Here is a 25,761-nt window from a genome sequence, read left to right as displayed (position 1 = left end):
CGCTCACTTCACGGCCTCCTTGCGGGTGTTCTTCTTGCCCTGCTCGCCGTTGCCCTCGGGCTTCTCCTCGGCCACGTGTCCGGTCAGGGACAGGAAGACGTCGTCGAGGGTGGGGCGGCGCAGGGCGATGTCGTCGATCTCGATGCCGCGGGAGTCCAGCTCGCGGATGACCTCGGCGAGCAGTTTGGCGCCGCCGGTGACGGGGACGGTGAGCTTGCGGGTGTGCTCCTCGACGGTGGTGTCGCCCTTGCCGAACCCCGCCAGCACCTCCGCGGCGGTCCGGATGTGCTCGCGCTCGTGCACCACGACCTCGACGCGCTCGCCGCCGGTGCGGGCCTTGAGCTCGTCGGAGGTGCCCTGGGCGATGACCTTGCCGTGGTCGACGACCGCGATGTCATGGGCGAGGTGGTCGGCCTCTTCCAGGTACTGGGTGGTGAGCAGCAGGGTCGTGCCGCCGGAGACCAGTTGCTTGATGACCTCCCACAACTGCTGGCGGTTGCGCGGGTCGAGGCCGGTGGTCGGCTCGTCCATGAACATCACCGGCGGGGAGACGACGAGGGCGGCGGCGAGGTCGAGGCGGCGGCGCATGCCGCCGGAGTAGGTCTTGGTGGGGCGGTCGGCGGCCTCGGTGAGGTGGAACTGCTCCAGCAGCTCGACGGCGCGGGCCTTGGCCTGCCTGGCCCGCATCTGGTAGAGCTGGCCGACCATCTGGAGGTTCTCCCGGCCGGTGAGGTACTCGTCGACCGCCGCGAACTGTCCGGACAGGCCGATGGAGCGGCGTACGGCGTCCGGCTGCTTGAGTACGTCCATGCCCGCGACGACGGCCTTGCCGCTGTCGGGGCGGAGCAGGGTCGTCAGGCAGCGGACGGCCGTCGTCTTGCCCGCGCCGTTCGGCCCGAGCAGTCCGAGGACCGTGCCTTCGGGGACATCGAGGTCGACGCCGTCCAAAGCCCTTACGTCGCCGAAGGTCTTGACCAGACCTTCGGCATAGATGGCGCCTGGCATGTGGGTCTCCACGTCGTCGGGGATGGTGCGCAAAAGGCTAGGTATGCGGCCCTCGGTCCGCCTATGGTTTTCCACCGGCGCGACGGCGGGCGGGGGCAGCGGTGGCCACGCGACACACCATAACGCGATGTATCGCGTTCGTCGACGGATTTTCCCGAACGAGTGAATGAACAGGCACTGACCTGGACTTTTCCCGCTGGGAACGGCCGACGCCCTCAGTCGATGACCGTGTAACCGGCCTCGCGCAGGGACTGGCCGACCTCGGTGCAGTGGGCCGGCCCCTTGGTCTCCAGGTGGAGTTCGACCTCCGCCTCCGCGAGCCCGAGGCGGGGGTCGGTGCGGACGTGACTCACGTCGAGGACGTTCGCGTCGACCGCCGACAGCACCCCGAGCAGGGTGGCGAGCGCGCCCGGCCGGTCGGTCAGCCGCAGCCGTACGGCCAGGTAGCGGCCCTGCGCGGCCATGCCGTGCCGCAGCACCCGCTGCAGCAGCACCGGGTCGACGTTGCCGCCGGACAGCACGGCGACGACCGGTCCGGCGAAGGCTTCCGGCTCGCCCAGCAGCGCCGCGACCGGGCTGGCCCCGGCCGGTTCCACGACCATCTTGGCCCGCTCCAGGCAGAGCAGCAGCGCGGCGGACAGCTGGTCCTCGGTGACCGTGCGGACCTCGTCGACCAGCTCCTCGACGAGCGCGAACGGCACGTCACCGGGCCGTCCGACCCTGATGCCGTCGGCCATCGTCGCCGGGTTCGCCACCGTGACCGGGTGCCCGGCCGCCAGCGAGGGCGGATACGCGGCCGCGCCCGCCGCCTGGACGCCGACGATCCGCACGTCCGGCCTGACCGCCTTCACCGCGACCGCGATCCCGGCCGCGAGCCCGCCGCCGCCGATCCCGACGACGATCGTGCCGACCTCGGGGCACTGGTCCAGGATCTCCAGCCCCACCGTGCCCTGGCCGGCGATGATGTCCGGGTGGTCGAAGGGGTGGATGAACACCGCGCCGGTCTCGGCCGCGTACTCCTGGGCGGCGGCCAGCGTCTCGTCGACCACCTGGCCGTGCAGCCGCACCTCCGCACCGTACTCCCGGGTGGCGCTGATCTTGGGCAGCGGGGCGCCGTCGGGCATGAACACCGTCGAGTGCACGCCGAGCAGCGACGAGGCCAGCGCCACGCCCTGCGCGTGGTTCCCGGCGCTCGCGGCGACCACCCCGGCGGCGCGCTCCTCGGGCAGCAGCCCTGCGATCCGGACGTAGGCGCCGCGCAGCTTGAACGAACCGGTCCGCTGGAGGTTCTCGCACTTGAGGTGCACCGGCGAGCCGACCAGCTGGGACAGGTGCCTGCTGCCCTCCATCGCGGTCACCCGCGCCACGCCCGTGAGCATCTTCTGGGCGCCGCGCACGTCGTCGAGGGTGACGGGGCGCAAGGAGTCAGCCGTGCTGTAGCTCATGACTCAAGTCTCGCAGTTCACAGGCCGAAGGCGCGGGTGTGACCAACCTCCGAGACCGGTTTGCGCAGCGCCGGTACGGCTCGCCCCCTGTCCGCGTACTCTGTCCCCCACCACAGCACTCTTCATGAAGTGAGCCCCCCGCCATGCCCACAACACCTGAAATGTCGATGGACATGACGACCGTCGGTGACAGCGGTCTTCTCGACACGCTGCAGCACGAGGTGGCGGTGTTCGCCCGACGTGCCGAACAGACCCGGCTCGGCGGCGTCGGTCAGGTGCGCAACTCCATGGACCGCGCCGCGTACCTGCTGCTCAACCGCCTCGACAAGGAAGGCCCCATGGGGGTCAAGGCGCTCGCCGCGAGCATGGGCATCGACTCGTCCACGGTCACCCGGCAGGTGGCTCCGCTGGTCGACACCGGGCTCGTCAAGCGCACCTCGCACCCCGAGGACGGCCGGGCCGTGGTGCTCCAGCTGTCCCCGCGTGGGCTGTCGCGGCTGGAGGAAGTGCGTTCGTCGCGGCGCCAGTTGATGGCGGAGCTGACGCAGGACTGGGAGCCAGCGGAGCGCGAGACGTTCTGCGCCCTGCTCACCCGCTTCAACAGCGCGCTGTCCGCGCGGATGGCTGTGCCGCCGGGCTCGGACACCCCGCCGGCCTCCTGACCGCCGGCCGGCCTTCCGACCGCCGGCCTTCCGACCGCCGGCCTTCCGAGCGGTCGGCATCCCGGCCACCGGCCGGGCACGGACACCGCCTGGGCTTCCCGCAGGCATCCGCCGTATCCGTCACGCGCGCGTGACGCGCGGCTCTTGACCGTGGGCCCGACCCTGGCCTCATATGAGACCGGGCCCCGGCGTACCCGTGTCCGGGCCCCCACAGTCGGGGAGGGACGGTGCGTGATCGGCAGGCGCTGCAGGACGCCCGCCGGGCCCGGGAGTTCGAGGCGTTCGTCGCGGGCGCGGCAGGACGGCTGCTGCATGCCGCCACCCTGCTGACCGCCGAGGCGCCGGACGCCAACCCCCGCGCGCGGCGCCTGCTGACCTTCGCGCTCGCGCACACGTACGCGTGCTGGGACCGGCTGCGCGGCGAGGACCCGTACGACCGGGCCCGCCAGTACCTCGCCCTGCGCTTCGCGAATTCCGCCTGGCACCAGTACGGCGGCCCGCTCAGCCGCACCCGCCCGCACCCCGGCAGCGCCCTGGCCGGGCTCACGCCCCGGGAGCGCCTGATCCTGGTGCTGCGGCTGTACGAGGGGGTCGCCGAGGAGCAGACGGCGGCGCTGCTCGGCCTGCCCACGGAGCGCGTGCACGCCCTCTGCGAGCGGGCGACGGCCACCCTGCTGCATCCGCCGCGCAAGGCGGCGCCCGCGGTGCTGGGGGCAAAGGTGGCACCGTCGTGAACCGTGTCGAACGCGAGGCCGCGGCCCGGCGGGCCATGGAACGGACACCGCCCCCGGTGCCGCCCGACCTCTACGGCGAGGTGCTGCGCCGGGGCGGCCGGATACTGCGGCGCCGGCGCAGGGCCCGCCGCCTGCTGTGGCTGCTGCTGTGCGCGGCGGCCGTGGCGTTCACGGTCTGGGCGGCGACGGTGCATCCGTGGGTGGAGCCGCCGTCCACGACGACTCCACCCATCGTCGGCTGGTGAAACGATCAGCCGAGGGCCTGCTGGAGGTCTTCCAGCAGGTCGTCGACGTTCTCGATGCCCACGGACAGCCGCACCAGGTCGGCGGGCACCTCAAGGGCGGAGCCGGCCGCCGAGGCGTGGGTCATGCGTCCCGGGTGCTCGATCAGGGACTCGACGCCGCCCAGGGACTCGCCGAGCGTGAACACCTTCGCGCGGTTGCAGACCTCGACGGCCGCCTCCTCCCCGCCCGTGACCTGGAAGGACACCATGCCGCCGAACGCCTTCATCTGCTTGGCGGCGGTCTCGTGCCCCGGGTGCTCGGGCAGGCCCGGGTACAGGACCCGCGTCACGCGCGCGTGCCGGCTCAGCATGTCGGCGATCTTCGTGGCGTTCTCGCTGTGCCGGTCCATGCGCACCGCGAGCGTCTTGGTGCCGCGCAGCACCAGCCACGAGTCGAACGGCCCGGCGACCGCGCCCATCGCGTTCTGGTGGTAGGCCAGCTCCTCGCCGAGCGCCTGGTCCGACACGATCAGCGCGCCGCCGACCACGTCCGAGTGACCGCCCATGTACTTCGTCAGCGAGTGCACGACGACGTCCGCGCCGAGCGAGAGCGGCTGCTGGAGGTAGGGCGTGGCGAAGGTGTTGTCGACGACGAGCCGGGCGCCCGCGTCGTGGGCGACCTGGGCGACGGCGGCGATGTCGGTGATGCCGAGCAGCGGGTTGGAGGGGGTCTCCACCCAGACCGCCTTGGTCTTCGGGGTGATCGCGGCCCGCACGGCGGACGGGTCGCTGGTGTCGGCGACGGACCACTCCACGCCCCACCGGGAGACGACCTTCGCGAACAGCCGGAACGTGCCCCCGTAGGCGTCGTTCGGGATGACCACGTGGTCGCCGGGGCTGAGCAGCGTGCGCAGCAGGGCGTCCTCGGCCGCCAGCCCGGACGCGAACGCGAGCCCGCGCCGCCCGCCTTCCAGGGCTGCGAGGTTCTCCTCCAGGGCGGTCCTGGTCGGGTTGGCGCTACGGCTGTACTCGTAGCCGCCGCGCAGGCCGCCGACGCCGTCCTGCTTGTAGGTCGAGACCTGGTAGATCGGCGGTACGACCGCACCGGTGAGGGGGTCCGCCGTGTTGCCCGCGTGGATGGCGAGCGTCTCGAAGTGCTGACTGATGTGGTGCCTGTCGCTCATGGTTGACGAGCCTAGTGCTCCGACGGACCCCGCGCGTTGTCCACAAGCCGGACCGTCGGTTGTCCACAGGTCAGGGCACCGGTTGGCCAATTGTCGGCGCCGTCTGGTTCGCTTGACGCATGGCGATTCTCTGGGCCCTGATGGCGCTGCTCCTGCTGAGCTTCGCGCTGCTCCCCGTCCTGCAGCGGCGGCGCGGCATGATCGAGCAGGTCCACCCGAGCCACCCGGACGCCGCCGACCCGGCGGACTACGGCTTCGTGCGCGAGGAGGAGCTGGACATCCGCATGCCCGGCCCCGACCAGGACCTGCTGGACGTCCTGGACGTCGTGCAGCGCACCCAGGACTACCGGGCGGCCTCGCAGCTGCTCGCGGGCACGGAGATCGCGGGCGAGCCGCGCTGGCAGCGCGTGCAGGCCTTCGCCGGTGCGGCGGCGCTGGAGCTCAAGGAGCGGCCGGGCGGGGTCAGCGAGACGCCGGGCGGCCAGTGGCTCCGTGTCTGGCGGGCCGAGCAGCCCAAGGACGCCGGCGGCGCGGCCGTCCACGCGGAGTTCCTGGTGCAGCAGGCCTGGCGGACGTCGACGCCCGGCACCGACGACTTCCGGATCATCATGGAGGAGGCCAGGGACGCCTGTGGGCAGGCGGCACTGCTCTCCCCCGGCGACCCGGTGCCGTACATCATCGAGCTGTCGGTGGCACGCGGGCTGAACTACCCGCAGCCGGAGTTCGAGCAGCTGTGGCTGAAGATCCTGGACCGCGCTCCGACGCACATGGGGGCGCACCTGGCGGCGCTGCACTACTGGTGCGAGAAGTGGCACGGCTCGCGCGAGCTGGCGTACTCCTTCGCCGAGGCCGCCGCCGCCCGCGCCCCGCAGGGCTCGCTGCTGGCCGCGATGCCGCTGTTCGCGGTCTTCGAGCACCTGCCCGAGGTGAACCTGGTGGCGAGCTTCTACCAGAGCGAGGTCGTCACCAAGGCCATGCACGGCGCCCTGCACGCGGTGCACTCGGCCCGCCAGGACGACCCGATGCTCGCGCACGTCCGTCACCTGCTGGTCTTCTTCCTGGTCCGCTCGGAGCGGTGGGCGGAGGCCATGGGCGAGCTGATACGCGTCGACGGGCATGTCGGGGCCCTGCCCTGGACGCTGTCGGCGAACCCGGCCGGCGAGTTCGCGCTCTTCCGCGCACTGGCGGTGGCGGGCTACGAGGCGAACGGCGGCAGCCCGGCGACGCTGCACAGCTGAGGGCGCCGACAAGAGAAACGGTCGTCTGCCGGGCGCGGGCCGGTGGGGGTCGCTCGCGCCCACGCGGCGGCAGCCGCACGTCGGACGCGGCCCCGCGCCCCCTTGGGGCGCGGAACCTCAGGGCGCCTGAATTGCCGTCCTGACCTGCGGTACGGCATACTCCGGCGTCCCCCCACTCCGCACCACCCGTGCGAAGCACCGTCGCATCGCCTGCATACTCCCGTTCGTTTTCCGTTGGTCGTAGTCGGCCCCGTTCCCCGGGGTCCTGTGGGGGGATCTGCCCGATGGGCGCAACTCTGCGGGCGCTGCGCGCCCTTGTTCTGCTCTGCGGTTTCTACCTGCTGAGCCTCGTCCTCCTGGCGGTGGCGGCCGTGGTCGACGTGGCAGCGGTGAAGTGGGCGCCCGACGCCTTCGCCGGGAAGATCGTGATCGTCTCCCTGCTGCTGGCGGTCCCGGTCGTCCGAGGCATGTTCATGCTCCGCACCCCCAAGGGCGAGGGCCCGCCCGGCCTCCCGGTCACGGAGGCCGACGAGCCCCGGCTGTGGGCCCTGGTGCGGGAGCTCGCGGCGGCCACGGGCACCCGCGCTCCGGACGCCGTCGTACTCACCGGCGACGTCAACGCGGCGGTCAGCGAGGAGCCTCGGCTGCTCGGCCTGCGCCCCGGACCCCGCCGCCTCTACCTGGGCGTGCCGCTGCTCACCGGGCTGACCGAGGCCCGGCTGAGAGCCGTACTCGCCCACGAGTACGGCCACTTCACCGGCGGAGACACCCGGCTGTCGGCGCTCGCCGTGCGCGGCCGGGTACAGATCGCGCGGACCGTCGAGCACTTCCACGCGCGCGCCGACGGCAAGGAGGCCGCCGAACGCGCCCGGCAGGAGAAGGCCGCCGCGAGGCGCACCGCGAAGGGCAGACAGGCCAAGAAGATCGACACCGCCGGCTCCGGTTTCACGTACCGGCTGATGGCGGCGGTCTACACGGCGTACGCGAAGCTCTACATGCGGGCCACACTGTCGACGGCCCGCGCGCAGGAGTACGCCGCCGACCTGGCCGCCGCCCGGATCGCCGGCCGGGACGCGACGGCGTCGGCGCTCCGTGAGATCCCGGTCCTGTCCGCCGCCCACGGCTTCTACCTCGACGCGTACGCGACGCTCGGCCTGCCGGCCCGGCAACTGCCGCCGCGCGGGCAGTTCTTCGGCGGCTTCGGCCGGATGCTGACGGCCCGCGGGACGGAACTGGCGGGGCTGCGGGCGAAGCTGCCGACGGAGCCCGTATCGCCGTACGACTCGCATCCGCCCATCGCCGACCGGGTGCGGCGGATCGACGAACTGCCCGCGGACGGCCGCGGCGCGGACGACGGCGGCCCGGCCCTCGCCCTGCTCGCGGACCCGGCCCGCACCCTGGCCGCGCTGGAGGACGCGGTGCTGACCGACGAGGTACGGCAGTTCGAGCGGGCCGGGGAGTGGGAGCAGTTGCTGAGCTCGTCGATGGCCGCGGGACTGGCCTCGCTCGACACCCCGCTGCACCGCGCGCTCGCCTCCCACACCGAGGACCGGCCGACACTGCCCGCGCTGCTCCGGCTGATCGACGACGGCCAACTGTGGCAGCTGGCACAGCGGCTGCCGCTGTCCGAGCAGGTGGCGACAGCGCAGGACACGGCGTTCCGGGAGACCGTGCGGCCGGTGCTGCGCGACGCGCTCCAGAGCATGGTGCTGGCCGAGTTCAGCGCGCGGTCGCTGCTGCACTGGGAGTTCTCCTGGTCGCGCCCGGCCGTGGTACGGCTGCCCGGTTCCGCGTCCGACCTCGACGGCGAGGCGGGCACGGAAGCCACGCTGCACGCCGCGGTCGCCGCCGCGCTGGCCGACCACCCCGACACCGGCCCGCTGCGGGCGCTGCTGCCACCGACCCCACAGCCGGCCTGACCCGGCCGCGGGCGGCCCGGAATCCAGACGGCACCCACCACGTTGTCCCTGTCACCGACACAAGCCCCCGCCCCGCCCCGCCCCGCTCCGCCCGCCAGGGAGACCCCATGTTCTTCGGCCGCACACCCCAGCTGCCCACCCCCGAACAGGCGCTCAAGGGCCGGCCCGCGCCTGTGTTCGACGTCCCCGACCGCCACACCGTGCTGGGCAACCCCCTCCTCGGCCCCTACCCCGAGGGCCTGGAGGTCGCCGACTTCGGCCTCGGCTGCTTCTGGGGCGCCGAACGGAAGTTCTGGCAGCTCCCGGCGGGCGTGTGGACGACGCTCGTCGGCTACCAGGGCGGCCACACCGAGAACCCCGTCTACGAAGAGGTCTGCTCGGGCCTCACCGGCCACACCGAGGTCGTACGCGTGGTCCACGACCCGAAGCTGATCTCGTACGACCGCCTCCTGAAGACCTTCTGGGAGTCCCACAACCCCACGCAGGGCTTCCGCCAGGGCAACGACGTCGGCACCCAGTACCGCTCGGCGATCTACCCCCACACCCCCGAACAGACCGCGGCCGCCGAAGCAAGCCGCAAGACCTACCAGCAGGTCCTCACCAACTCCGGCTACGGCACCATCACCACGGAAATCCTCCCCGCCGCCGACCGCCCCTTCTACCCGGCCGAGACTTACCACCAGCAATATCTCGACAAGAACCCGGCGGGCTACTGCGGGCTGGGCGGGACGGGGGTCAAGCTAAGTGACCCACTCGGAACGAACTGGGGCGCCTCGTGCCCCACGGGCATTGCCCCTGTCCCGGAGGCCACTGCGGAGTAGTCCGCGCATGCTGCCCCTGATCGACCCCGGGCGGTGGACAGGCTGTTCGAAGGATCAAGTACGGAACAGCGCCACAAGCGACAGCCACGCCGTGGGTGAGGTGGGGGGCGGGGACACGGATCCCGTTCCAGTCCCGAGCTGGGTGCCGGGGACCTTCCATACCCACCCCCCATGGCCGCGAGTCCCTCACGATCTCCGTCCGGCCCCACGCACCGCACGGTACGCGGGGCCACTGACAACGTCTCCGTAAGCACTTGAGGGCCTGAGGACGCCGGTGGATTGCACGGGTTGCAGACCTCGATCGTCATGGCCTTGCGGCCGGCTCGTCGACGCCGCCAGGATCGGCTGCATGGTCAAGGGCGTGATGTTCGACTTCTCCGGGACCCTCTTCCGGATCGAGGTGCTCCAGCTCCTTTGACGTGAGCTGCCTGGTCATACCGGTGGAGCCAGATGAACCGGGTACGTCGGTGGAGCGCCATGTGGCTGGCGTCGGCGGCGTCAGCCATCCGTCCATGTGAGAACGAGAAGATCCGGGTTGAACGGGCGCCTTCCTCGGTCGGCTCGGATCCGGGGACCGCCTGAGGCGTCGCCGATCAGGACAGCGCGGAGGTCCCGGACCGGCGGCCCGGGGCAGGTACCACCGCTCGCGTCGGACGGTCGTCAGCTCGGGCTCTGCGCCCGGCGGCGGCGCACGATGACGAGCATGCCCGCACCCGTGACCACCGCCGCGGCGGCCACGCCCGTGATCGGCAGCGCCGGGGACCCGGTCTCCGCCAGGTGGCCGCCGTTCGCCGTGGCCCCGTCGTTGCCGGTCGACGACGACCCGCCGGCAGATCCGCCCGACCCACCGACCGATCCGCCCAAGCCACTGACCGACGCTCCCCTTCAAAGCGGCCCCCGTCACCTGGAAGTCGGCCGTGTTGACGGAGGTGACGGGCACATGGACGAATCGCGCGGGCCCCTCGCCCCCGGCCTGCCTTCCTCTCGCTATGTGTCCCGTTCGATACAGGCTGGGGAGGTGCCGTGCCCGACAAAATCAGTGGCCGCCCGAGCCGGCCGACCCCACGCTGTACGGCATGGAAGAACCGCAACGCGGGATCCGTGCGGCCTATACGGACTCCACGGTCACCGTCTACCAGGCGTACTCGCCGGTAATCGGGCTGCCCGCCGTTCGCGAGGGCCGTTTTCCCGCCCTGTGGAAGCGCGACAGGATGACGTGGATCAAGCCGTCGTTCCTGTGGATGATGTACCGCTGTGGCTGGGGCGCCAAGGAGGGGCAGGAGGTTGTGCTGGCCGTCGAGATCAGCCGTGACGGTTTCGACTGGGCGCTGCGCAACGCGTGTCTGTCGAGCTACGCCCGCGGCGTGCATGCCGACCGGGCCGCCTGGCAGCGTCAGTTGAAGCGGGCGCCCGCTCGCGTGCAGTGGGACCCCGAGCGGGATCTGCACCTTCAGCCCCTGCCGTACCGGTCTCTGCAGCTCGGCCTTTCCGGTGAGGCTGCACGACGCTACGCGGACGAGTGGACGGTCGCCGTCCGGGACGTCACACCGCTCGCCCACGAGATCCAGGCCCTCGTCCGCAGCGGTGCCCTGGACTCGGCCAACCGACTGCTGCCCCAGGAACACGCCTATCCCGTTGAGGACGCATTCCTTGCCCATCTACGGGGATGACGGCCTGATCCGGCTGTCCGCACTGTGGCAGCGCCAGTTCCCCGAGGGGCCTCCCGTCGCCCACGAACTGCGCGCTGCGTACAGCGACCGTTGGGTGCGCTTCCACAGTCTCCCAGGCTCGAAGCGCTACCCGGAGACCGAGGATGAGTACGCGATCGTCCTCCACCGGTACAACACGGTCCTGGACGAACTCTTCGCAGGCACCGACGTCTACGTCATCACGGTGGCCTGGTCCTGGGAACCGGACGGACCGGAACTCCCGCCGGAGCGGCACGAGGTGCACCCCGAAGGCATCCGTTGGACGACGCTCGCGTACGACGACGATCCCGACCCCGAACTCCACAGCTACACGCACCTCTACGCCGACCGCCGCCCCTGGCGGCCGGGCACGGTCGACGACATCCTCCGCGAAGTGGCAGACGACGTACTCAGCGGAGTGATCATCACCGACAGCGGACTCACCCGCATCCACCATCCGTACGACGGCGGCGCTGACGTCATCGCGGCGGGCCCCGAAGAACGAGACCGCCTACGCGACGCCCACCGTGCCTGGCTGCCCCGCAACCCGGCTGGTCTCTGAGGCACCGGCGGGACGCGCGACGTCGTGCCGTACGACCGGCGTCCGGCGTCCTGCCGGTGAGCGGGCGGAGGCGGCTGCCCCCGCCCGCCAGGTGATCAGGGAGCGTCGATGAGGCCGTACTTCGGCACGGTCACCGTGCGGGCGCCCGGCGTGCCGCCGAGGACGACCTTGCGGTACGTGACGTTGTTGGCCGTGCTCTGCTCCTTGAGCCGGTTGTCGGGGTTGGCGATGACCTGGATGTAGTAGGTGCCGTTCGGCAGGTCCGAGACGTCGAAGGACTGACCGGGCCGGTACTGGCTGTAGGTGTCGCCGTTGCCGACGTCGAGCACCTCGCGCACCGAGACGGCGGTTTCCTCACCGCAGGCGGTGGCGAGGTCGGTGTTGTACGGGTGCCAGTTGGCGTTCTTCACCGTGTAGTCGATGGCGTCGGTGTTGGCCAGGCAGAACGCCTCCTTGCCGCTGCGGACGATCTCCTTCTTGTCCGCGCCGAGCAGCCGGTAGCTGGCGAAGTCGCTGAAGTGCCAGTGCTGGTGGCCCTCCCTCGGGTCCCACTCCATGGTGCCGGTGGGCGTGTACCCGACCTGCTTGCCCTTGGCGTCGTAGAAGTACTGGTACGCGTCCATCTTCTCCGCGCCGGGCTTGCGGAACCCGTCCACGACCAGCGGCGAGGGGCCACCGTTCCAGACGGTGGCGCTGAAGGCCAGGTAGTCCTTGCCGGCGACTGCACCCTCTCCGCCCTCGCCCCCGTCGGTGATCGCGATGCCGTACGCGGGGAGGGCACGCAGGTCGGGCTTGGGCATGTCGGCGACGACGGCCGCCTTGCCGACCGGGCGGTTGGCGGCCGCCTTCAGGCTCTTCGACGCGCTCTTCTGCCCCCGCTTGGCGCCGGCCAGGCCCTGGCCCCCGCCGGAGTCCTGCTGGCGGACCGTCACCTTGATGGTCTGCGTCTTGTCCGGTATTCCGAACAGGTCGCGGTACTTCTTCGCCACCGACACCTTCGCGGTGTAGACGCCGGCCGGCAGGTCGATCGGGTTGTCCCCACGGAATCCCTGGGAGGTGGCGGCCGCCCAGCCCTTCTCGACACCCCACACTCCTCCGAGCGCGAACGCGTTGTCGGAGCAGCCGTCGGGGTACTTCGAGGTGGCCGGGGCATCCGGCCGGATCCGGCCCGCCCGGTTGTTCGGGCAGAACGACTGCGTGGTGTCGACCTTCTTCGCGCCCGACTCGTCGCTGATGCTGATCTTGAGGAAGCCCGGCAGGCCCGAGAAGTCCTTCACCAGGCCCTTCGGCAGGGTCTTGGTCACCGTCCGGCCGCCGGAGCGGATCACCTGCGAGGCGACGACAGGGTCGTTGTAGGACTTGCGCGTCACCCGAAGCTCGAACGGTCCCCCGTCGACCGTGATGTAGGTGCCGAGGTCCAGGTAGAGCCCCGGCTCGCCTTCCCATCGGTCGACGGTCACCGAGGGGGTAGCGGCGATCAGTGCGAGCTTCGGCGTGCCCGCCGGTGTCGCCGCTCCCGCGCCGGGCGCGGCGAGGGTTGCGGCGGCGCCGACGGTGAGGGCGGCGGCGGCGATGACCGCCGAACGCCGTAAGGCATTGGGGTGGTGTCTGGTCATGGGTGCTCTTTCTGCGTCTGGTCGGGACGAGTCGTGCACGTCTTGCAGGCACGGGAGAAGGTGCTTGTGTGCCATCTGTGAAAAGGGTGAGAAGTCGACGCTGGTTGCCTGGCAGTCGAAAGTCGCCCTGAATATCGGCTCGTTGCCGCCGTCGGCTCGGTGATCGACGGCCGCCTGCCACCCGGCCGGGCCGGGGAGTACACGCAGGCCGGTGCGCGGCTTCCACGCCGACGGATCGCTCCCCCGGCTCATGACGGACTCTGTCATCCGTCGGACGCCCTGATGGGTCACGAGCGGATCCCGCTCGCCGCGCCCGTCCCGCACTCCCGGTGCCGGCCCTTCGCCCGAAGGGGGCGGCGTCGACGGCGCTACGCTGCTGTGTCATGCAGGAGACTCGCCTCGACACCGCTCGGATCCGGGCGGCTCGCCGGGTGATCGACCCGCTGTTTCTCGACACTCCGCTGTACCGCTGCGAGGCGCTGGAGCCCGGCCTCGGGTGCATGGTGAGCATCAAGCTCGAAACGGCGAACCCGGTCCGCAGCTTCAAGGCCCGGGGCACCGAGGTCGTCGCGACCCTGCTCGCCGAGCAAGGATCGCAAGCCGTGGTGTGCGCCAGCGCGGGCAACCTCGGTCAGGCTCTGGCCTGGTCCGGTCGCGGCCGACGGCTCGACGTCACCGTGGTGGCGTCCCGCTCCGCGACGGTGGCCAAGCTCGATCGCATCCGCGCGCTGGGCGCCGGGCTGGAGCTGGTGGACGGCGACCACGAGATGGCTCGCGAGCGAGCGGCAGCCATCGCGCGCCGCGACGGCATCCGGCTGGTCGAGGACAGCCTGGACATCGAGACCTGCGAGGGCGCGGCCACCATAGGCCTGGAACTGGTGGACGCCGCGCCGTCGTTCGACGCCGTCCTGATCGCTCTCGGCGGCGGGGCGCTGGCAACCGGCGTAGGACACGTGCTGAAGGCCCTGGCCCCCGAAGTGGAGGTGATCTGTGTCCAGCCGCTCGGCGCGCCGGCGCTGACACACTCGTGGCGCCGGCGGCGCATCGTCACGACCGACTCGACCGACACCATCGCCGACGGAGTCGCCGGCCGACATCCGATCCCGGCCGTCCTGGACGACCTCCTCCTGGTCGCTGACGACGCCCTCCTGGTCCAGGAGGCATCGATCATCGCCGGTATGCGCATGCTGCTCGACCACGCCGGTCTCGTCGTCGAACCGTCAGCCGCTCTCGGCATCGCGGCGATCCTGGAAAACCGCGACCGCTTCGTCGGCCGGCACGTAGTCACCATCGTGTGCGGCAGCAACGTCGACATGGATGCCTATCACCGCTGGGTCGGTGCGGCTCCCCTCCGCAGGCCTTGATGCGTGGCCCAAGCTCCGTGCTGCCGGCCCGGCTGATGACTCGCCAGGAGCGGCCCACGTCGACACGGCTTCTCGGTGCCCTCGCGGGGCGTCAGTCGCGAGGGGCGACCGGCTCAGGGGCGGCGTCGAGCGCGTCGAGCACCGCATCGCCGTTTGTCCTCGCCCACTCGGTCAGCATGTGGATCGGATCGATCAGCGTCGCCCCGAGCGGGGTGAGCTCGTACTCGACGCGGGGCGGCGCCTCGGCGTAGGCGTGGCGGCGGATGAGCCCGTGTGCCTGGAGCCGTCGGAGCGTCTGGGTGAGCATCTTGCGGGAGATGCCGCCGATCAGGTCGATCAGCTCGCCGTGGCGCACCGGGCCCTTGCTGAGGCCGTAGAGCACGACCACCGTCCACTTGTCGGCGATGAGCTCGACCGCCAGCCGCGCCGGGCAGTCGGCGAGGAACGGATCGCCGGGACCGAAACCGCTCATGGCGCCAAAGGTACCCGCGCCGGAGGTACCTGCCGGTTCCTGTCGGAAGCCTAGCTTGGGTGCTCTCCCCCTTCCAGAGCCAGGAGAGTCATGCGAGTCATCACCCAGAAGTCGCTCGGCGGTCCCGAGGTGCTCACCGTCGTGGACGCACCCGAGCCGCGGCCCCTTCCGACCGAGGTTCTCGTCCGCGTCAAGGCGATCGGGCTGAACCCGCTGGAGGCGCGCCTGCGCGCCGGCGAGTTCCCGCTGCTCGGCCCGCCGCCGTTCGTCCTCGGCTGGGACATCAGCGGTGTGGTCGAGGAGGCGTCGCAGTCGTGGCGGTTCAGGCCCGGCGACGAGGTGTTCGGGATGCCGCGGTTCCCGCGCGCGGCGAACGCGTACGCCGAGGTCGTGTCGGCACCGGCGGTGCACCTGGTGCGCAAGCCGGCGTCGCTCTCGCACGTCGAGGCGTCGGCGCTGCCGGTCGTCGGGCTGACGGCGTGGCAGGGCCTCGTCGACCTCGGCGGCGTGACCGAGGGCGACCGCGTCCTGGTCCACGGCGGTGGTGGCGGGGTCGGCCACGTCGCGATCCAGATCGCGAAGGCGCTCGGCGCGCACGTGATCACGACCGCCGCCGGGAACAAGCGGGAGTTCGTCGAGGGGTTCGGCGCCGACGAGATCATCGACTACACGACGGTCGACTTCACCGAGGCGGTCCGCGACATCGACGTCGTGCTCGACACGATCGGCGGCGACACCGTCGAGCGGTCGCTCGACGTCCTTCGCCCGGGCGGTCACCTGGTGACGGCGGTCGCCGAGGAGGATGCGGAGCTCATCGCGAGGTACGAGGCGGCCGGCATGCGCTTCAGCGGCATCGCGGTCGACCCCGATCCGGTCGCCCTGCGAGGTCTCGTCGAACTCGTCGAACAGGGCAGGCTCCGGGTCCACGTGCAGGAGACGTTCCCTTTCGAGCGCGTCGCCGACGCACACCGGCTGCTCGACGGCGGTCACCTCCAGGGCAAGCTCGTCCTCACCGTCTGATCCAGTCGTGGGCCTCGCGGAATCGAGGCCCCGCCCAAGTCCCCACCGCCCCTGTGCAACCGCCGGAGATCGGACGGCCCGCTGTCCGCGAGGGCCGCTTCACCGACGGGTGGAAGCGGGACAGGATGACGTGGATCAAGCCGTCGTTCCTGTGGATGACGTACCCCTGTGGCTGGGCCACGAAGGAGGGGCAGGAGACCGTTCCGGCCGTCGAGATCCGCCGTGCCGGATTCGAGTGGGCGCTGCGCAGCGCGTGTCTGTCCAGCTGCGTCCACGGGGTGCATCCCGACCGAGCCGCCTGGCGGCGTCAGCTGAAGCGGGCGCCTGCTCGCGTGCAGTGGGACCCCGAACGGGACCTGCGGCTCCAGCCCCTGCCGTACCGGCCGTTGCAACGGGGGCTCTCCGGTGAGGCCGTGCGGCGCTGCGCGGACGAGTGGACGGTGGCCGTCCGCGACGTGACCCCGCTCGCCCACGAGATCCACGCCCTCGTCAGCAGTGGCGACCTGACCTCCGCGGCCCGGCTGCTGCCACAGGAACGCCCGTATCCCGCTGGAGACGGGTCACTTGCCCACCTCCTGGGTGACGGACCGGGCCGGCAGGCAGCAGGCGGGAAACGGCAGCCGATGGGGCCCACGGCGGCACGGGTTCGCCGGCCCGCCCGGCCGTAATTCGCTTGCCCCGGCCACGGGTCGGCGCTGCACTGTGGCCGGACACCACGAGTCGTGGTGCCGGTATCCCGAGGAGGCAGGGGCAACGATGGAGATCCGTCCCACGACCGACGAGGATCTCGACGTCTTCGTCGACACGGTCCATGCCGCGTTCGGGCTCTTCCCGGAACCCCCGGTCGAGGGCGGCGGGCTCTGGTGGTCGGCGCTGGAGACGGACCGCTGTCTGCTCGCCCGGACGGCGGACGGGCGGCCGGTCGGTACCGCCGCCACGCACTCCTTCGAGCTCACCCTGCCCGGTGGGACCCTCGTCCCGGCCGCCGGGGTGACCGCGGTCGGCGTCCTGCCCTCGCACCGGCGCCGGGGCGTGCTCAGCGCGATGATGCGGCGACAGCTCGCCGGCCTGCGGGCCGACGGGGAGTTCCTCTCCGTGCTGCTGGCCTCCGAGGCCCCGATCTACGGCAGGTTCGGCTACGGACCGGCGACGTACACGGCGCGGCTGACGGTGCCGCGTCACCGGGCCGCCCTCGCCGTTCCCCGGGCGCACACAGTGGCCGCCGCACCGGCGACCGGCACGGGCACGGGCACGGGCACGGGCACGGGCACGGGCAACGGCTCGGTCGAGGTGCTGCGTCGTGCCGAATGCGGCGAGATTCTGGAAGAGGTCTACGACCGGTACCGCCGCGCCCAGCCCGGGGCGCTGTCCCGGCCGCACCGCTGGTGGGCCCTGCGCGCGGGGCAGCCCCCGATCTCACCGGCGCCGCGCTACCTCGCCGTCCACCGGGACGCCGACGGTGTCCCCGACGGGTACGCCAGCTACTCGCTCGAGTCCGGCACCCTGACGGTCGACGAGACCATCGCCACCGACGACGCCGTCTTCACGGCCCTGGCCCGGTTCGTACTCGGACACGACCTGGTGTCTCAGGTCGTGTTCAAGCACGTCCCGCCCGGGCACCCGCTGCGCTGGCAGTTCGCGGACTTCCGCGCCGGCGAGGTGAGCGGCGACACCGACTGGCTCTGGATACGGCTGCTGGACGTCCCGCGGGCTCTGACCGCGCGCGGCTGGTTCACCGACGGCGAGCTCGTCCTCGACGTCGACGACCCGTTCCTCGGCGAACACGGCCGTCACCTGCTGACCGTCCGGGACGGCAAGGCCGACTGCGTCCCCACGGACCGGAAGCCCGACCTGTCCCTGGACGTGCGCGACCTGGGCTCCCTCTACCTCGGCGGCACCGCCCCGAGCACGCTCGTACGCGCCGGACACATCCGAGCCCACCACCCGGGCGCGGCCGCCCTCGCCGACTCCCTCTTCCGCGCCGACCGCCCGCCGCACTGCCTGCACTGGTTCTGACCGCGCGCTCGCCGGCCCCGCGCGAGGCTCGCCATAAATCACACCATGGGGGAAAATGGGAGCTCCGCGCCGGGTGAGGTGGTGACCATGCCCGCTTGGCATCTGCGTGACTATCACGACGACGATCTCGACCAGGCCATTCAGATCTGGGACCAGAGCCGCCAGGCCGACGAACACCGGGTGTTTCCGGTCTCCGAGGTGATGGCCGCGGCCAAGGCCGGTCAGACGGCGGTGGTCGCGGTGGTCGGTGGCCAACTGGTGGGCATGGCCGTGGCACAGGCCCACGACAAGCGGGGATGGATCCTGCTGGTGGCGCTCGCCGCCCGATGGCGGGAGCGCGGGATCGGCAGCGCGCTCCTCACCGAGCTGGAACGGCGCCTGCGGGCACTGGGCGTGCGCCACGTCAGTGCCCTGCTGCCGGCCGGCGCCGCCGGTACGAAGGCTCTGGAGAACTCCGGCTACCGGTCCCGCGCCGACCTGACCTACTACGAGAAGCTCGAGCCGCCCGGCACCGCCAACGCCGACGTCATGGCCGCGCTGGGCGGCCGCATGCTGCCCGAGGGCCTCTGGGACGCCATGGCCGGCATGGAGCGGGAGAAGCAGATCGTCGAACGTCGTGTCGTACTGCCGCTGACCGAGCCGGCGCTGGCGGACCGCTACGGCGTCGTACCGCCCAAGTCGATCATCCTGTTCGGCCCGCCCGGCACCGGAAAGACCAGTTTCGCCAAGGCGGTGGCCTCGCGGCTCGGCTGGCCGTTCGTGGAGCTCTTCCCCTCCCGGCTCGCGGCCGACACGAGCGAGGGGCTGGCCGTGGCGCTGCGGGAGGCCTTTGCGGACCTGGCGGAACTGGACTCCGTGCTGCTCTTCATCGACGAGGTCGAGGAGATCGCCGGCGTGCGCTCCGGGAAGGCCGTCGACCCCGGGCACGGAGTGACCAACGAACTGCTCAAGCTCATCCCCCTCTTCCGCGAGCACGACGCGCGGCTGCTGGCCTGCGCCACCAACTCGGTGCGCTCCCTCGACGCGGCGTTCCTGCGGCCGGGCCGGTTCGACTACGTCATCCCCATCGGCCCGCCGGACCCCACCGCCCGCGCGGCGATCTGGGCCCGCTATCTCAGGTCCTCGGGCGACTCGGTGGATCTCGGCCAACTGGTCGCGGCCAGTGAGCTGTTCACCCCGGCCGACATCGAATTCGCCGCCCGCAAGGGTGCACAGGCGGCGTTCGAACACGAGGTCACGCACCGCCAGGGGCGAGCGGCCACCACCGAGGACTACATGACCGCCATCGGTGACACCCGGCCGACCCTCACCCCGCACGCGATCGAGGAGTTCACCGAGGACATCGACACGTACAGCCGGCTCTGACGCCGCGGACGGACCGTTGTCCGCGAAGGCCGCCGAAGCGGTGCCGCACAGCACCGTCCAGCACCGTCCAGCACCGGTCTCCGGTCGGCGCGACGGTGCGACGGCGCGCGACCACAGCCGCATCGTTGCACGCGACAAACCCGGCGACGTACGTGAACGTCCCCGGGATACTGGTCGCCCATGGATGAGGTCGAGGTCGTCGTCGCCCATTCCGAGCGCGCGACTCTGCGCGTCGGCGACGTGTTCCTGAAGGTGGACGCCGATCAGGCCCGCGTCGACGTCGAGGTCGAGGCGATGTCCCTCGCGCCGGTCCCGACCCCGGAGGTCCTGTGGCGCAAGCCGCCCGTGCTTGCGATGGCCGCACTCCCGGGGACGACGCTCGGGCGCCTGGGCGGGCCGTCGACCGGGTCGCCGGCGGCGTGGGCCGCGGCGGGCGCCGCCATCCGGAAGCTGCACGACGCGCCGCTGCCGTCCCGGCAGGGCCGGGCCGGCCGGAGCACCGTCGCGCTGGCGGCGGAACTCGACGACGAGTGCGAGCTGCTCGTGCGGAACGGCGTCCTGCCCGCCGACCTGGTCACCCGCAACCGCCAGGTCGCCGAGGCCGCGCTCCGGCCGTGGACTCCGGCGTTCACGCACGGCGACCTGCAGATCGCGCACGTCTTCGTCGACGGCGACGAGGTCACGGGCATCATCGACTGGTCCGAGGCGGGCCAGGGCGATGCCCTGTACGACCTCGCCACCTTCACGCTCGGACACGAGGAGCACCTCGACGACGTCGTCGCCGGTTACGGCACCGACATCGACCTCGACGTGATCCGCGCATGGTGGTCGTTGCGGAGCCTGCTGGTGGTCCGCTGGCTGGCCGGGCACGGCTTCGACCCCTTCGCGCCGGGCTGTGAGGTCGACGTGCTGAGGTCCCGGATGTGAGGCCGTGCGGGCCCGGCCGCCACGTACGGGGTCCGGCGCGTCGGGCAGGGAGTCGCGGACGGAGACCTCGGGGAGGACCATCGAAGGCACGGAGGCAAGGTGGTGGTCATGGGGACGCCCTCGACGCATTTCAGCGAGAGCCCCGAGGACCCGTTCGCCCTCGGGCGCGGGGCCTCGGCCGTGCTCGACGATCGGGGCACCGTGGTCGGCTGGAGCGCACGTGCGCAGGAGTTGCTGGGCTATCCGGCCGGGAAGGTGCTCGGCCGGGCGTGGCAGGACGTCCTGGTGGACGCCGTCGACCTGCGTGTCGTGCGGTCCGTCGTCCTGGACGCCGTGAAGGCGGGGGGCTGGTTCGGCGTCCTGCCCGTCCGGCACCGCGACGGACACCGTGTGCAGATGGGTTTCCGGGCCCGTGAGATCACCCGCGAAGGGGGCGGTACGGAGTGGCTCCTGGTCGGTGCGCCGGCCGCGGAGGTCATCGCCTGGCAGCGGGACCGTGCGCTGCTGGACGGCCTGTACCGCCGCTCCCCCATCGGTCTCGTCACCTACGGCCCGGACAGGGCGGTGATCCGGGTCAACCGTGCGATCGAGAAGGCGAGCGGCGTCCCGGCCTCGGCGCCGGTGGGCCGTCATCCCCGTGAGTTCATGGTCGACGAGGACGCGGGTCCGGCCGACGAGCGGGTACGGCACGTCCTGGAGACCGGCGAGCCGTTGATCTTCACGGAGCAGTCCGCCCGGGCACGCCACGATCCCGGCCGGGAACGGATCGTGTCCGTCTCGGCATTCCGGATGGAGGACTCCTCGGGCCGGGTTCTCGGGGTGGCGGAGACGATCCAGGACGTCACCGACCGCCACCGGGCGCAACGCAGGCTCGCCCTGCTGAACGAGGCGAGCAACCTGATCGGAACCTCGCTGGACGTGATACAGACCGCGCGGGAACTGGCCGGGGTGGCTGTCCGCGGCCTGGCCGACCACTGCTCGGTGGACCTCCTCGAACCGGTGACACTCGGTGACGAACCCGTTGCGGGTGTGGCAGGTCCGCTGCTCCGCGCCGCCCTCGCCCCACCGGAACACCGGGTCCCGTACCAGGAGGGCGAAGTGGTCCCGCTGCTCCCGGAGTCCCCGCAGGCGCGGTGCCTGGCCGAGCGTCGCCCGATCCTCGAAGGGCTGCTCTCCCTCCGCCCCGAGTGGTACGCCATGGACCGGCGGCGGATCGAGATCGCCTCCGGGCTCGGCGTCCATTCGCTGATCGCGGTGCCCCTGGTCGCGCGCGGCCTCGTTCTGGGTGTGGTGAGCCTGTGGCGGTCGCGCCATTCGGAGCCCTTCGAGGACGACGATGCCGCGGTGGCCCAGGAGCTGACCTCGCGTGCGGCCGTGTGCATCGACAACGCGCGCCGCTTCACCCAGCAGCAGAGCGCCGCTCTGACTCTTCAGCGCAGTCTGCTGCCCAGCGTGGCGTCCGACCTGCCGGCCGTGGAAGTGGCCTGCCGGTACCTCCCCGCCAGCGGTGAACCGGGGATCGGGGGCGACTGGTTCGACGTGATCCCGTTGTCGGGGGCCCGGGTGGCGCTCGTCGTGGGAGACGTGGTCGGCCACGGGATCCACGCCGCGGCCTCGATGGGCCGTCTGCGGGCCTCGGCCCGCACCCTGGCCAGCCTGGACCTGGAACCGGACGAGGTGGTGGCGCGCCTGGACGACCTGGTCAGCCTGCTCGCCACCGAGCTGGAGGCGAACGCCGAAGGCAACCACGCGGCGATCGAGCAGGTGCTCGGGGCCACCTGCCTCTACGCGGTCTACGACCCCGTCTCCCAGCACTGCTCCCTGGCGCGCGCCGGCCACCCGGCGCCGTTGGTGTCCACCCCGGACGGCGAGGTGACGGTGCTCGAACTGCCTGCGGGGCCGCCGCTGGGCCTGGGCGGCCTGCCGTTCGAGACGTACGATCTCGACCTCCCGGAGGGCAGCCTGCTCACGCTGTACACGAACGGTCTGCTGGAGGCGCGCAACGGCGACGTCGACGCCGCGCTGAAGAACCTGCACGCGTGTCTCACCTACGTCACCGAACCGCTGGAACAGACCTGCCACACCGTGGTCGAGGCGCTGCTGCCCAAGGACCACCGGCCCAACGACGACATCGCGCTGCTCATCGCCCGCACCCGGGTGCTGCGGCCGGAGAACGTCGCCTCATGGCAGCTGCCCCTGGAAGCGACCGCCGCTGCCCGGGCCAGGGAGCTGACCGCGGCGAAACTGACCGAATGGGGGCTGCCCGGACTGGCCTTCACCACCGAGCTGGTCGCCAGCGAGCTCGTCACCAACGCCTACCGGTACGCGACCGGCCCCGCCACCCTGCGCCTCATCCGCACGCACAGCCTGATCTGCGAGGTGTCCGACACCAGCCACACGTCGCCCCACCTCCGGCGGGCCCTCAGCACGGACGAGGGCGGACGCGGGCTCTTCCTGGTCGCACAGCTCACCGAACGGTGGGGCACGCGCTACACCCACGACGGCAAGACCGTCTGGACGGAGCAGCCCCTGCCACCCGCATGACCCGCGGCCTCCAGCACCGCGGCCGGCCCGGGGAAGGGGACGCGCAGCCGCACATCCGGCTTCTGACGGGCCGTGGGCGAAGGACAGTATGGAGAAATGACGTGGACGAGAAGGTGCACCGTTTCGTCGCCCTGGCCCGGGAGGTCCGCCGTGCCGCCGAAGCCGTCGTACTGGAAGGCCCGCACTCCACGGCCGAAGCAGCCGGCCGCGTGGCACGCGCGTCCGGCGACCTCTCCGCCGTGACGCGCCGGATGGTGAAGAACGCCCATGCAGGGGGCTCCTCCCGGAAGGAGGCGGACACCGCTCTCGCCACCGCACGAGAACGCGCCCTCCACGAGGCCGTGAAGGACTTCCGCACAGCAGCCGGCGACATCCTCGGCAACACCGGCTGACCACTCCGCCGCCCGGCCGCTACGCCGGATGCCGTCTTCGAAGTGCGTGCCGCGGCAGCGCGGCACAGGATCCTGCTCATGCGGACATCTGTTGAGATACGGCCCTGTTCTCCCCCGGCGCGGCGTGGCGGTGCGCGTCATGCCATACCTGCGGCCCTTGCCTGCGGTGTGCTGCTGGCCGGCACTGCGGCGTGCTCGGGAGCCGACGGGCGCAGGAGCCACGTCGGTGCCCCGGGTGTCAACAACCCGGCCGCGCCCGGCTCCGCCGGCCCGGAAGCGGGCCCGCGTCTTCCGGGCGTCGGGAGCCGCATGGGCAAGCGCGTACCGGCAGACGCCCGCCAGGCCGTGGTCGTCTACGGCGACGACACGGACTCCGCCGAGAGCACCGTCGTGCTCTACGAGAAACAGGGCACCGCCTGGAAACGCACCGGCAGTTGGCCCGCGCACAACGGCAGACTGGGCTGGACGACCGACCATCGCATGGACGACGAGCGCAGTCCCGTCGGCGTGTTCTCCCTGACGGATGCGGGAGGGTCGCTCAAGGATCCGGGCAGCCGCCTGCGTTACTGGTACGACGACAATGCCTTCGCCACCATGATCGAGGACGGCGACGAGCACGTCCACGACTTCGACTACGTCATCGCCATCGACTACAACCGGCTCACGGGTGTCCCCCCGTTCGACTGGAGTCGTCCCGACGGAGTGGAGAAGGGCGGCGGCATATGGCTGCACCTGGACCACGGCGACGGCACGTCCGCCTGTGTCACCGTTCCCGAGTCCGGAATGAAGGCCCTGCTGCACACCCTCGATCCCCGCCTTCACCCGGTCGTGGTGATGGGCGACCGGGAGCGGCTGAGCGCCTGACGACGGTCCCTGCTCCGGTCCGTGTGCGGCGTCCGAGGCAACACGCGGCTGACGGCGCTTCGCCTCGGGCCGTTCCGACGCGGCAGCAGGGACAAGGTGCTGACCGAGTTGGGGCAGAGCCTGGCCGACGGCCCGATGACGGCACTTGCGCGCCGGCGGTCGAGCACGGTGAGGGACTTCTCGAAGCGCAGGAGAGCGGTGCCGCGAGCGGCGGTCCGTGAGCGAGGCCCGACGTGGGTCGTCAAGCCTCGCGGCCCCGCGGTTCAGTGGGTGTCGTCGCCGCACTCCGGATCGGCGGGCCTGTCCTGCCCGGACGCGTGGGTGCCGTTCCTCGCGAGCCGCTGGAAGCAGTGGTCCAGCGCCCAGGCGGCCACGCGGGTGCCTGCCCGGCAGCCGGCCACGTCCGCGGTGCGGGTGTGGACGCCGCCCCACACCCGGGCGTCGACGACGTCCCGGTCGAGGTCGCCTGCGGACCCGTGGAACCGCGTGGCGCCGGTGACGTCGGAGGGAACGCGGAGGTCGATGCGCGAGGTGCCGAGGACGCAGGTCAGGGCGCGTGCCACGGCAGCGGCGACGGTCGTGTGACCGGCGATGCAGTCCGGGTGCGGCGGGGTGGGGAGCAGCGGCTCCCAGGCCGGGTCCGCCGTCGTCGCGGGGTTGCCGTCGGTGGCGGCGAGGCGGATGGCGGTGATCGGCTGCCAGGAGCCGTAGTGGAACTTGGCGTCCCATGCCGTGACGACGGCGTCGGTCGCCGACGCGTTGACCGCGGCGAACAGCCGGGCCGTCTCGGCGATGCCGAGCCGGTGCCGGGCGGCGTGGTCCCGTACGGCTGCCTGAACCTGGGTGTGCCCAAGGCTTGGCAACGGCCCCACTGCGCGACCAAGACAACTCGCCGCGAACCGGACAGGTCCGTCGGCTACTCGCCGGTGGCGCCGTCGACGGCCTCGCGGAGGAGATCCGCATGGCCGACGTGGCGGGCGTACTCCTCGATCACGTGCGCCAGGACGAACCGCACGTCGGTGTCACCGAATTCCGGGTTCGGCACGATGCGCGCGAGATCGGCGGTCACCGTCGCGAACACCTGCCGCGACTCCTCGCACGCCGTGAGGTAGTCGGCGTAGACGTCCCTGGCCGGCGTGGCGTCCGACTCGTCGTACCACTCGCCGCCGTCAGCGGTGACGTAGGTCCGGTAGGGAAAGAAGCGGGGCGTCGTGCCGGCCAGCGTCCGCTGGAACCAGGCACGCTCGACCCCCTGCAGATGGCGCATGAGCCCCAGCAGGGTCAACGCCGACGACCGCACGGGACGCAGCCGCAGTCGTTCCTCCGAGAGGCCCTCGCACTTCCACAGGAAGGCCGCCCGGTGGTAGTCGAGATTCGAGGCGATCACCTCCGGCCACGGGCCCGACACCAGGCGCTCGGGCCGGACGATCTTCTGGACCACGATGTCGCCCACGCTGGAGTCTCCTCATCGGTCGCCGTGCTCGGCCGAGCACGTCCGCGCAGGAAGACCTCTCCTCGGAGCGGAACTCATCGCTCGATGCCGCCGGTCGACGTGCCGGGTCATCCAGAAGTGGCGGGGGGGGCCGCCCCGGGGCGGGCGGGGCCCCCCCCCCCCGGGGGCGCCGGGGGGCCCCCCCCCCCCCACCGGGCGGGCCCCGCGCCCGCGCCCCCCCCCGGCCGCCCCCCCCCCAACCCGGGC

At 71.9% G+C, this 25,761-nt stretch carries 25 protein-coding genes; 17 read left to right on the top strand and 8 right to left on the bottom strand.

Annotation, left to right across the window (positions count from 1 at the left end):
- Nucleotides 1-3: 3 nt before the first annotated feature.
- Entirely contained in the window at nt 4-1,005 is a 1,002-nt protein-coding gene (locus ACFY6U_RS40185) for an ATP-binding cassette domain-containing protein (RefSeq protein WP_390046413.1), read from the bottom strand.
- Nucleotides 1,006-1,220: 215 nt separating this feature from the next.
- Nucleotides 1,221-2,450 carry a threonine ammonia-lyase gene (gene ilvA, locus ACFY6U_RS40180; protein ID WP_390046411.1) on the bottom strand — a complete coding sequence of 410 codons (1,230 nt, stop codon included), beginning with the start codon at nt 2,448-2,450 and terminating at the stop codon, nt 1,221-1,223.
- 161 nt (nt 2,451-2,611) lie between these two features.
- Between ilvA and ACFY6U_RS40175 the strand changes: the two genes are divergently transcribed.
- The 3 genes from ACFY6U_RS40175 to ACFY6U_RS40165 all read left to right on the top strand — a co-directional run bounded on the left by ACFY6U_RS40175 (nt 2,612) and on the right by ACFY6U_RS40165 (nt 4,091).
- Nucleotides 2,612-3,112 carry a MarR family winged helix-turn-helix transcriptional regulator gene (locus ACFY6U_RS40175; RefSeq protein ID WP_293996693.1) on the top strand — a complete coding sequence of 167 codons (501 nt, stop codon included), beginning with the start codon at nt 2,612-2,614 and terminating at the stop codon, nt 3,110-3,112.
- A 227-nt stretch (nt 3,113-3,339) separates the two neighbouring features.
- Nucleotides 3,340-3,846 (top strand): sigma factor-like helix-turn-helix DNA-binding protein, encoded by a 507-nt coding sequence (locus ACFY6U_RS40170; protein WP_390046409.1) that lies wholly within the window; start codon nt 3,340-3,342, stop codon nt 3,844-3,846.
- The gene (locus ACFY6U_RS40165; RefSeq protein WP_390046407.1) at nt 3,843-4,091 is read left to right on the top strand and encodes a hypothetical protein; all 249 of its coding nucleotides are present in this window, start codon (nt 3,843-3,845) and stop codon (nt 4,089-4,091) included. Before ACFY6U_RS40170 ends, ACFY6U_RS40165 begins: the two co-directional genes overlap by 4 nt.
- A gap of 5 nt (nt 4,092-4,096) precedes the next feature.
- Here the strand turns inward: ACFY6U_RS40165 and ACFY6U_RS40160 are convergent, their stop codons facing one another.
- Nucleotides 4,097-5,254 carry a cystathionine gamma-synthase gene (locus tag ACFY6U_RS40160; protein WP_390046406.1) on the bottom strand — a complete coding sequence of 386 codons (1,158 nt, stop codon included), beginning with the start codon at nt 5,252-5,254 and terminating at the stop codon, nt 4,097-4,099.
- Between the two features lie 119 nt (nt 5,255-5,373).
- Here ACFY6U_RS40160 and ACFY6U_RS40155 point away from each other — a divergent pair, with 119 nt between their 5' ends.
- The 3 genes from ACFY6U_RS40155 (at nt 5,374) to msrA (ending at nt 9,232) form a co-directional block, all read left to right on the top strand.
- Nucleotides 5,374-6,492 carry a hypothetical protein gene (locus ACFY6U_RS40155; protein ID WP_390046404.1) on the top strand — a complete coding sequence of 373 codons (1,119 nt, stop codon included), beginning with the start codon at nt 5,374-5,376 and terminating at the stop codon, nt 6,490-6,492.
- Between the two features lie 284 nt (nt 6,493-6,776).
- The gene (locus ACFY6U_RS40150; RefSeq protein ID WP_390046402.1) at nt 6,777-8,411 is read left to right on the top strand and encodes a M48 family metalloprotease; all 1,635 of its coding nucleotides are present in this window, start codon (nt 6,777-6,779) and stop codon (nt 8,409-8,411) included.
- 107 nt (nt 8,412-8,518) lie between these two features.
- Nucleotides 8,519-9,232 carry a peptide-methionine (S)-S-oxide reductase MsrA gene (gene msrA / locus ACFY6U_RS40145; protein ID WP_390046400.1) on the top strand — a complete coding sequence of 238 codons (714 nt, stop codon included), beginning with the start codon at nt 8,519-8,521 and terminating at the stop codon, nt 9,230-9,232.
- A 660-nt stretch (nt 9,233-9,892) separates the two neighbouring features.
- On the opposite strand, the gene ACFY6U_RS40140 is transcribed toward msrA, so the two are convergent.
- Nucleotides 9,893-10,096 carry a hypothetical protein gene (locus tag ACFY6U_RS40140; protein WP_390046398.1) on the bottom strand — a complete coding sequence of 68 codons (204 nt, stop codon included), beginning with the start codon at nt 10,094-10,096 and terminating at the stop codon, nt 9,893-9,895.
- A 212-nt stretch (nt 10,097-10,308) separates the two neighbouring features.
- Here ACFY6U_RS40140 and ACFY6U_RS40135 point away from each other — a divergent pair, with 212 nt between their 5' ends.
- The gene (locus tag ACFY6U_RS40135) at nt 10,309-10,902 is read left to right on the top strand and encodes a DUF4291 domain-containing protein (protein ID WP_390046396.1); all 594 of its coding nucleotides are present in this window, start codon (nt 10,309-10,311) and stop codon (nt 10,900-10,902) included.
- Entirely contained in the window at nt 10,883-11,482 is a 600-nt protein-coding gene (locus tag ACFY6U_RS40130) for a hypothetical protein (protein WP_390046394.1), read from the top strand. Before ACFY6U_RS40135 ends, ACFY6U_RS40130 begins: the two co-directional genes overlap by 20 nt.
- A gap of 95 nt (nt 11,483-11,577) precedes the next feature.
- On the opposite strand, the gene ACFY6U_RS40125 is transcribed toward ACFY6U_RS40130, so the two are convergent.
- Complete coding sequence (locus ACFY6U_RS40125) at nt 11,578-13,098, bottom strand: lysyl oxidase family protein (protein ID WP_390046393.1); 1,521 nt, start codon at nt 13,096-13,098, stop codon at nt 11,578-11,580.
- Nucleotides 13,099-13,481: 383 nt separating this feature from the next.
- On the opposite strand from ACFY6U_RS40125, the gene ACFY6U_RS40120 reads away from it, so the two are divergent.
- The gene (locus tag ACFY6U_RS40120; RefSeq protein WP_390046391.1) at nt 13,482-14,462 is read left to right on the top strand and encodes a threonine/serine dehydratase; all 981 of its coding nucleotides are present in this window, start codon (nt 13,482-13,484) and stop codon (nt 14,460-14,462) included.
- Between the two features lie 91 nt (nt 14,463-14,553).
- Here the strand turns inward: ACFY6U_RS40120 and ACFY6U_RS40115 are convergent, their stop codons facing one another.
- Nucleotides 14,554-14,934, bottom strand: coding sequence for a winged helix-turn-helix transcriptional regulator (locus tag ACFY6U_RS40115; RefSeq protein WP_390046390.1), 381 nt, complete (start codon nt 14,932-14,934; stop codon nt 14,554-14,556).
- Between the two features lie 90 nt (nt 14,935-15,024).
- Here ACFY6U_RS40115 and ACFY6U_RS40110 point away from each other — a divergent pair, with 90 nt between their 5' ends.
- From ACFY6U_RS40110 to ACFY6U_RS40075, 8 genes are all read left to right on the top strand, one after another.
- Complete coding sequence (locus ACFY6U_RS40110) at nt 15,025-15,954, top strand: NADP-dependent oxidoreductase (protein WP_390046388.1); 930 nt, start codon at nt 15,025-15,027, stop codon at nt 15,952-15,954.
- Nucleotides 15,954-16,622 (top strand): DUF4291 domain-containing protein, encoded by a 669-nt coding sequence (locus ACFY6U_RS40105; RefSeq protein ID WP_390046774.1) that lies wholly within the window; start codon nt 15,954-15,956, stop codon nt 16,620-16,622. The genes ACFY6U_RS40110 and ACFY6U_RS40105 overlap by 1 nt, the downstream gene beginning before the upstream one ends.
- 88 nt (nt 16,623-16,710) lie before the next feature.
- Nucleotides 16,711-17,970 (top strand): GNAT family N-acetyltransferase, encoded by a 1,260-nt coding sequence (locus tag ACFY6U_RS40100; RefSeq protein WP_390046386.1) that lies wholly within the window; start codon nt 16,711-16,713, stop codon nt 17,968-17,970.
- Nucleotides 17,971-18,057: 87 nt separating this feature from the next.
- A complete protein-coding gene (locus tag ACFY6U_RS40095; protein ID WP_390046384.1) occupies nt 18,058-19,335 on the top strand; it encodes an ATP-binding protein in 1,278 nt (425 codons plus the stop codon).
- A gap of 180 nt (nt 19,336-19,515) precedes the next feature.
- Complete coding sequence (locus ACFY6U_RS40090; protein ID WP_390046382.1) at nt 19,516-20,262, top strand: phosphotransferase family protein; 747 nt, start codon at nt 19,516-19,518, stop codon at nt 20,260-20,262.
- Nucleotides 20,263-20,370: 108 nt separating this feature from the next.
- Complete coding sequence (locus ACFY6U_RS40085; protein ID WP_390046380.1) at nt 20,371-22,806, top strand: SpoIIE family protein phosphatase; 2,436 nt, start codon at nt 20,371-20,373, stop codon at nt 22,804-22,806.
- Between the two features lie 101 nt (nt 22,807-22,907).
- A complete protein-coding gene (locus ACFY6U_RS40080) occupies nt 22,908-23,198 on the top strand; it encodes a hypothetical protein (protein ID WP_390046378.1) in 291 nt (96 codons plus the stop codon).
- Nucleotides 23,199-23,507: 309 nt separating this feature from the next.
- The gene (locus ACFY6U_RS40075; RefSeq protein ID WP_390046376.1) at nt 23,508-24,062 is read left to right on the top strand and encodes a hypothetical protein; all 555 of its coding nucleotides are present in this window, start codon (nt 23,508-23,510) and stop codon (nt 24,060-24,062) included.
- 263 nt (nt 24,063-24,325) lie between these two features.
- On the opposite strand, the gene ACFY6U_RS40070 is transcribed toward ACFY6U_RS40075, so the two are convergent.
- Nucleotides 24,326-24,925 (bottom strand): vanadium-dependent haloperoxidase, encoded by a 600-nt coding sequence (locus ACFY6U_RS40070; RefSeq protein ID WP_390046374.1) that lies wholly within the window; start codon nt 24,923-24,925, stop codon nt 24,326-24,328.
- A gap of 53 nt (nt 24,926-24,978) precedes the next feature.
- Entirely contained in the window at nt 24,979-25,515 is a 537-nt protein-coding gene (locus ACFY6U_RS40065; protein ID WP_390046372.1) for a DinB family protein, read from the bottom strand.
- Nucleotides 25,516-25,761 lie beyond the last annotated feature (246 nt).

The organism is Streptomyces sp. NPDC013157 (assembly GCF_042899865.1).
In the GTDB taxonomy this organism is placed as follows: domain Bacteria; phylum Actinomycetota; class Actinomycetes; order Streptomycetales; family Streptomycetaceae; genus Streptomyces.
This window is presented reverse-complemented; position numbering and strand designations above follow the sequence as displayed.

Excerpts from the sequence above, each read along its gene's own strand:
- ACFY6U_RS40185 (WP_390046413.1), bottom strand. The coding sequence starts at position 1,005 with ATGCCAGGCGCCATCTATGCCGAAGGTCTGGTCAAGACCTTCGGCGAC.
- ilvA (WP_390046411.1), bottom strand. The coding sequence starts at position 2,450 with ATGAGCTACAGCACGGCTGACTCCTTGCGCCCCGTCACCCTCGACGAC.
- ACFY6U_RS40175 (WP_293996693.1), top strand. The coding sequence starts at position 2,612 with ATGTCGATGGACATGACGACCGTCGGTGACAGCGGTCTTCTCGACACG.
- ACFY6U_RS40160 (WP_390046406.1), bottom strand. The coding sequence starts at position 5,254 with ATGAGCGACAGGCACCACATCAGTCAGCACTTCGAGACGCTCGCCATC.
- ACFY6U_RS40155 (WP_390046404.1), top strand. The coding sequence starts at position 5,374 with ATGGCGATTCTCTGGGCCCTGATGGCGCTGCTCCTGCTGAGCTTCGCG.
- ACFY6U_RS40150 (WP_390046402.1), top strand. The coding sequence starts at position 6,777 with ATGGGCGCAACTCTGCGGGCGCTGCGCGCCCTTGTTCTGCTCTGCGGT.
- msrA (WP_390046400.1), top strand. The coding sequence starts at position 8,519 with ATGTTCTTCGGCCGCACACCCCAGCTGCCCACCCCCGAACAGGCGCTC.
- ACFY6U_RS40135 (WP_390046396.1), top strand. The coding sequence starts at position 10,309 with ATGGAAGAACCGCAACGCGGGATCCGTGCGGCCTATACGGACTCCACG.
- ACFY6U_RS40125 (WP_390046393.1), bottom strand. The coding sequence starts at position 13,098 with ATGACCAGACACCACCCCAATGCCTTACGGCGTTCGGCGGTCATCGCC.
- ACFY6U_RS40120 (WP_390046391.1), top strand. The coding sequence starts at position 13,482 with ATGCAGGAGACTCGCCTCGACACCGCTCGGATCCGGGCGGCTCGCCGG.
- ACFY6U_RS40115 (WP_390046390.1), bottom strand. The coding sequence starts at position 14,934 with ATGAGCGGTTTCGGTCCCGGCGATCCGTTCCTCGCCGACTGCCCGGCG.
- ACFY6U_RS40110 (WP_390046388.1), top strand. The coding sequence starts at position 15,025 with ATGCGAGTCATCACCCAGAAGTCGCTCGGCGGTCCCGAGGTGCTCACC.
- ACFY6U_RS40100 (WP_390046386.1), top strand. The coding sequence starts at position 16,711 with ATGGAGATCCGTCCCACGACCGACGAGGATCTCGACGTCTTCGTCGAC.
- ACFY6U_RS40095 (WP_390046384.1), top strand. The coding sequence starts at position 18,058 with ATGCCCGCTTGGCATCTGCGTGACTATCACGACGACGATCTCGACCAG.
- ACFY6U_RS40090 (WP_390046382.1), top strand. The coding sequence starts at position 19,516 with ATGGATGAGGTCGAGGTCGTCGTCGCCCATTCCGAGCGCGCGACTCTG.
- ACFY6U_RS40085 (WP_390046380.1), top strand. The coding sequence starts at position 20,371 with ATGGGGACGCCCTCGACGCATTTCAGCGAGAGCCCCGAGGACCCGTTC.
- ACFY6U_RS40075 (WP_390046376.1), top strand. The coding sequence starts at position 23,508 with ATGGGCAAGCGCGTACCGGCAGACGCCCGCCAGGCCGTGGTCGTCTAC.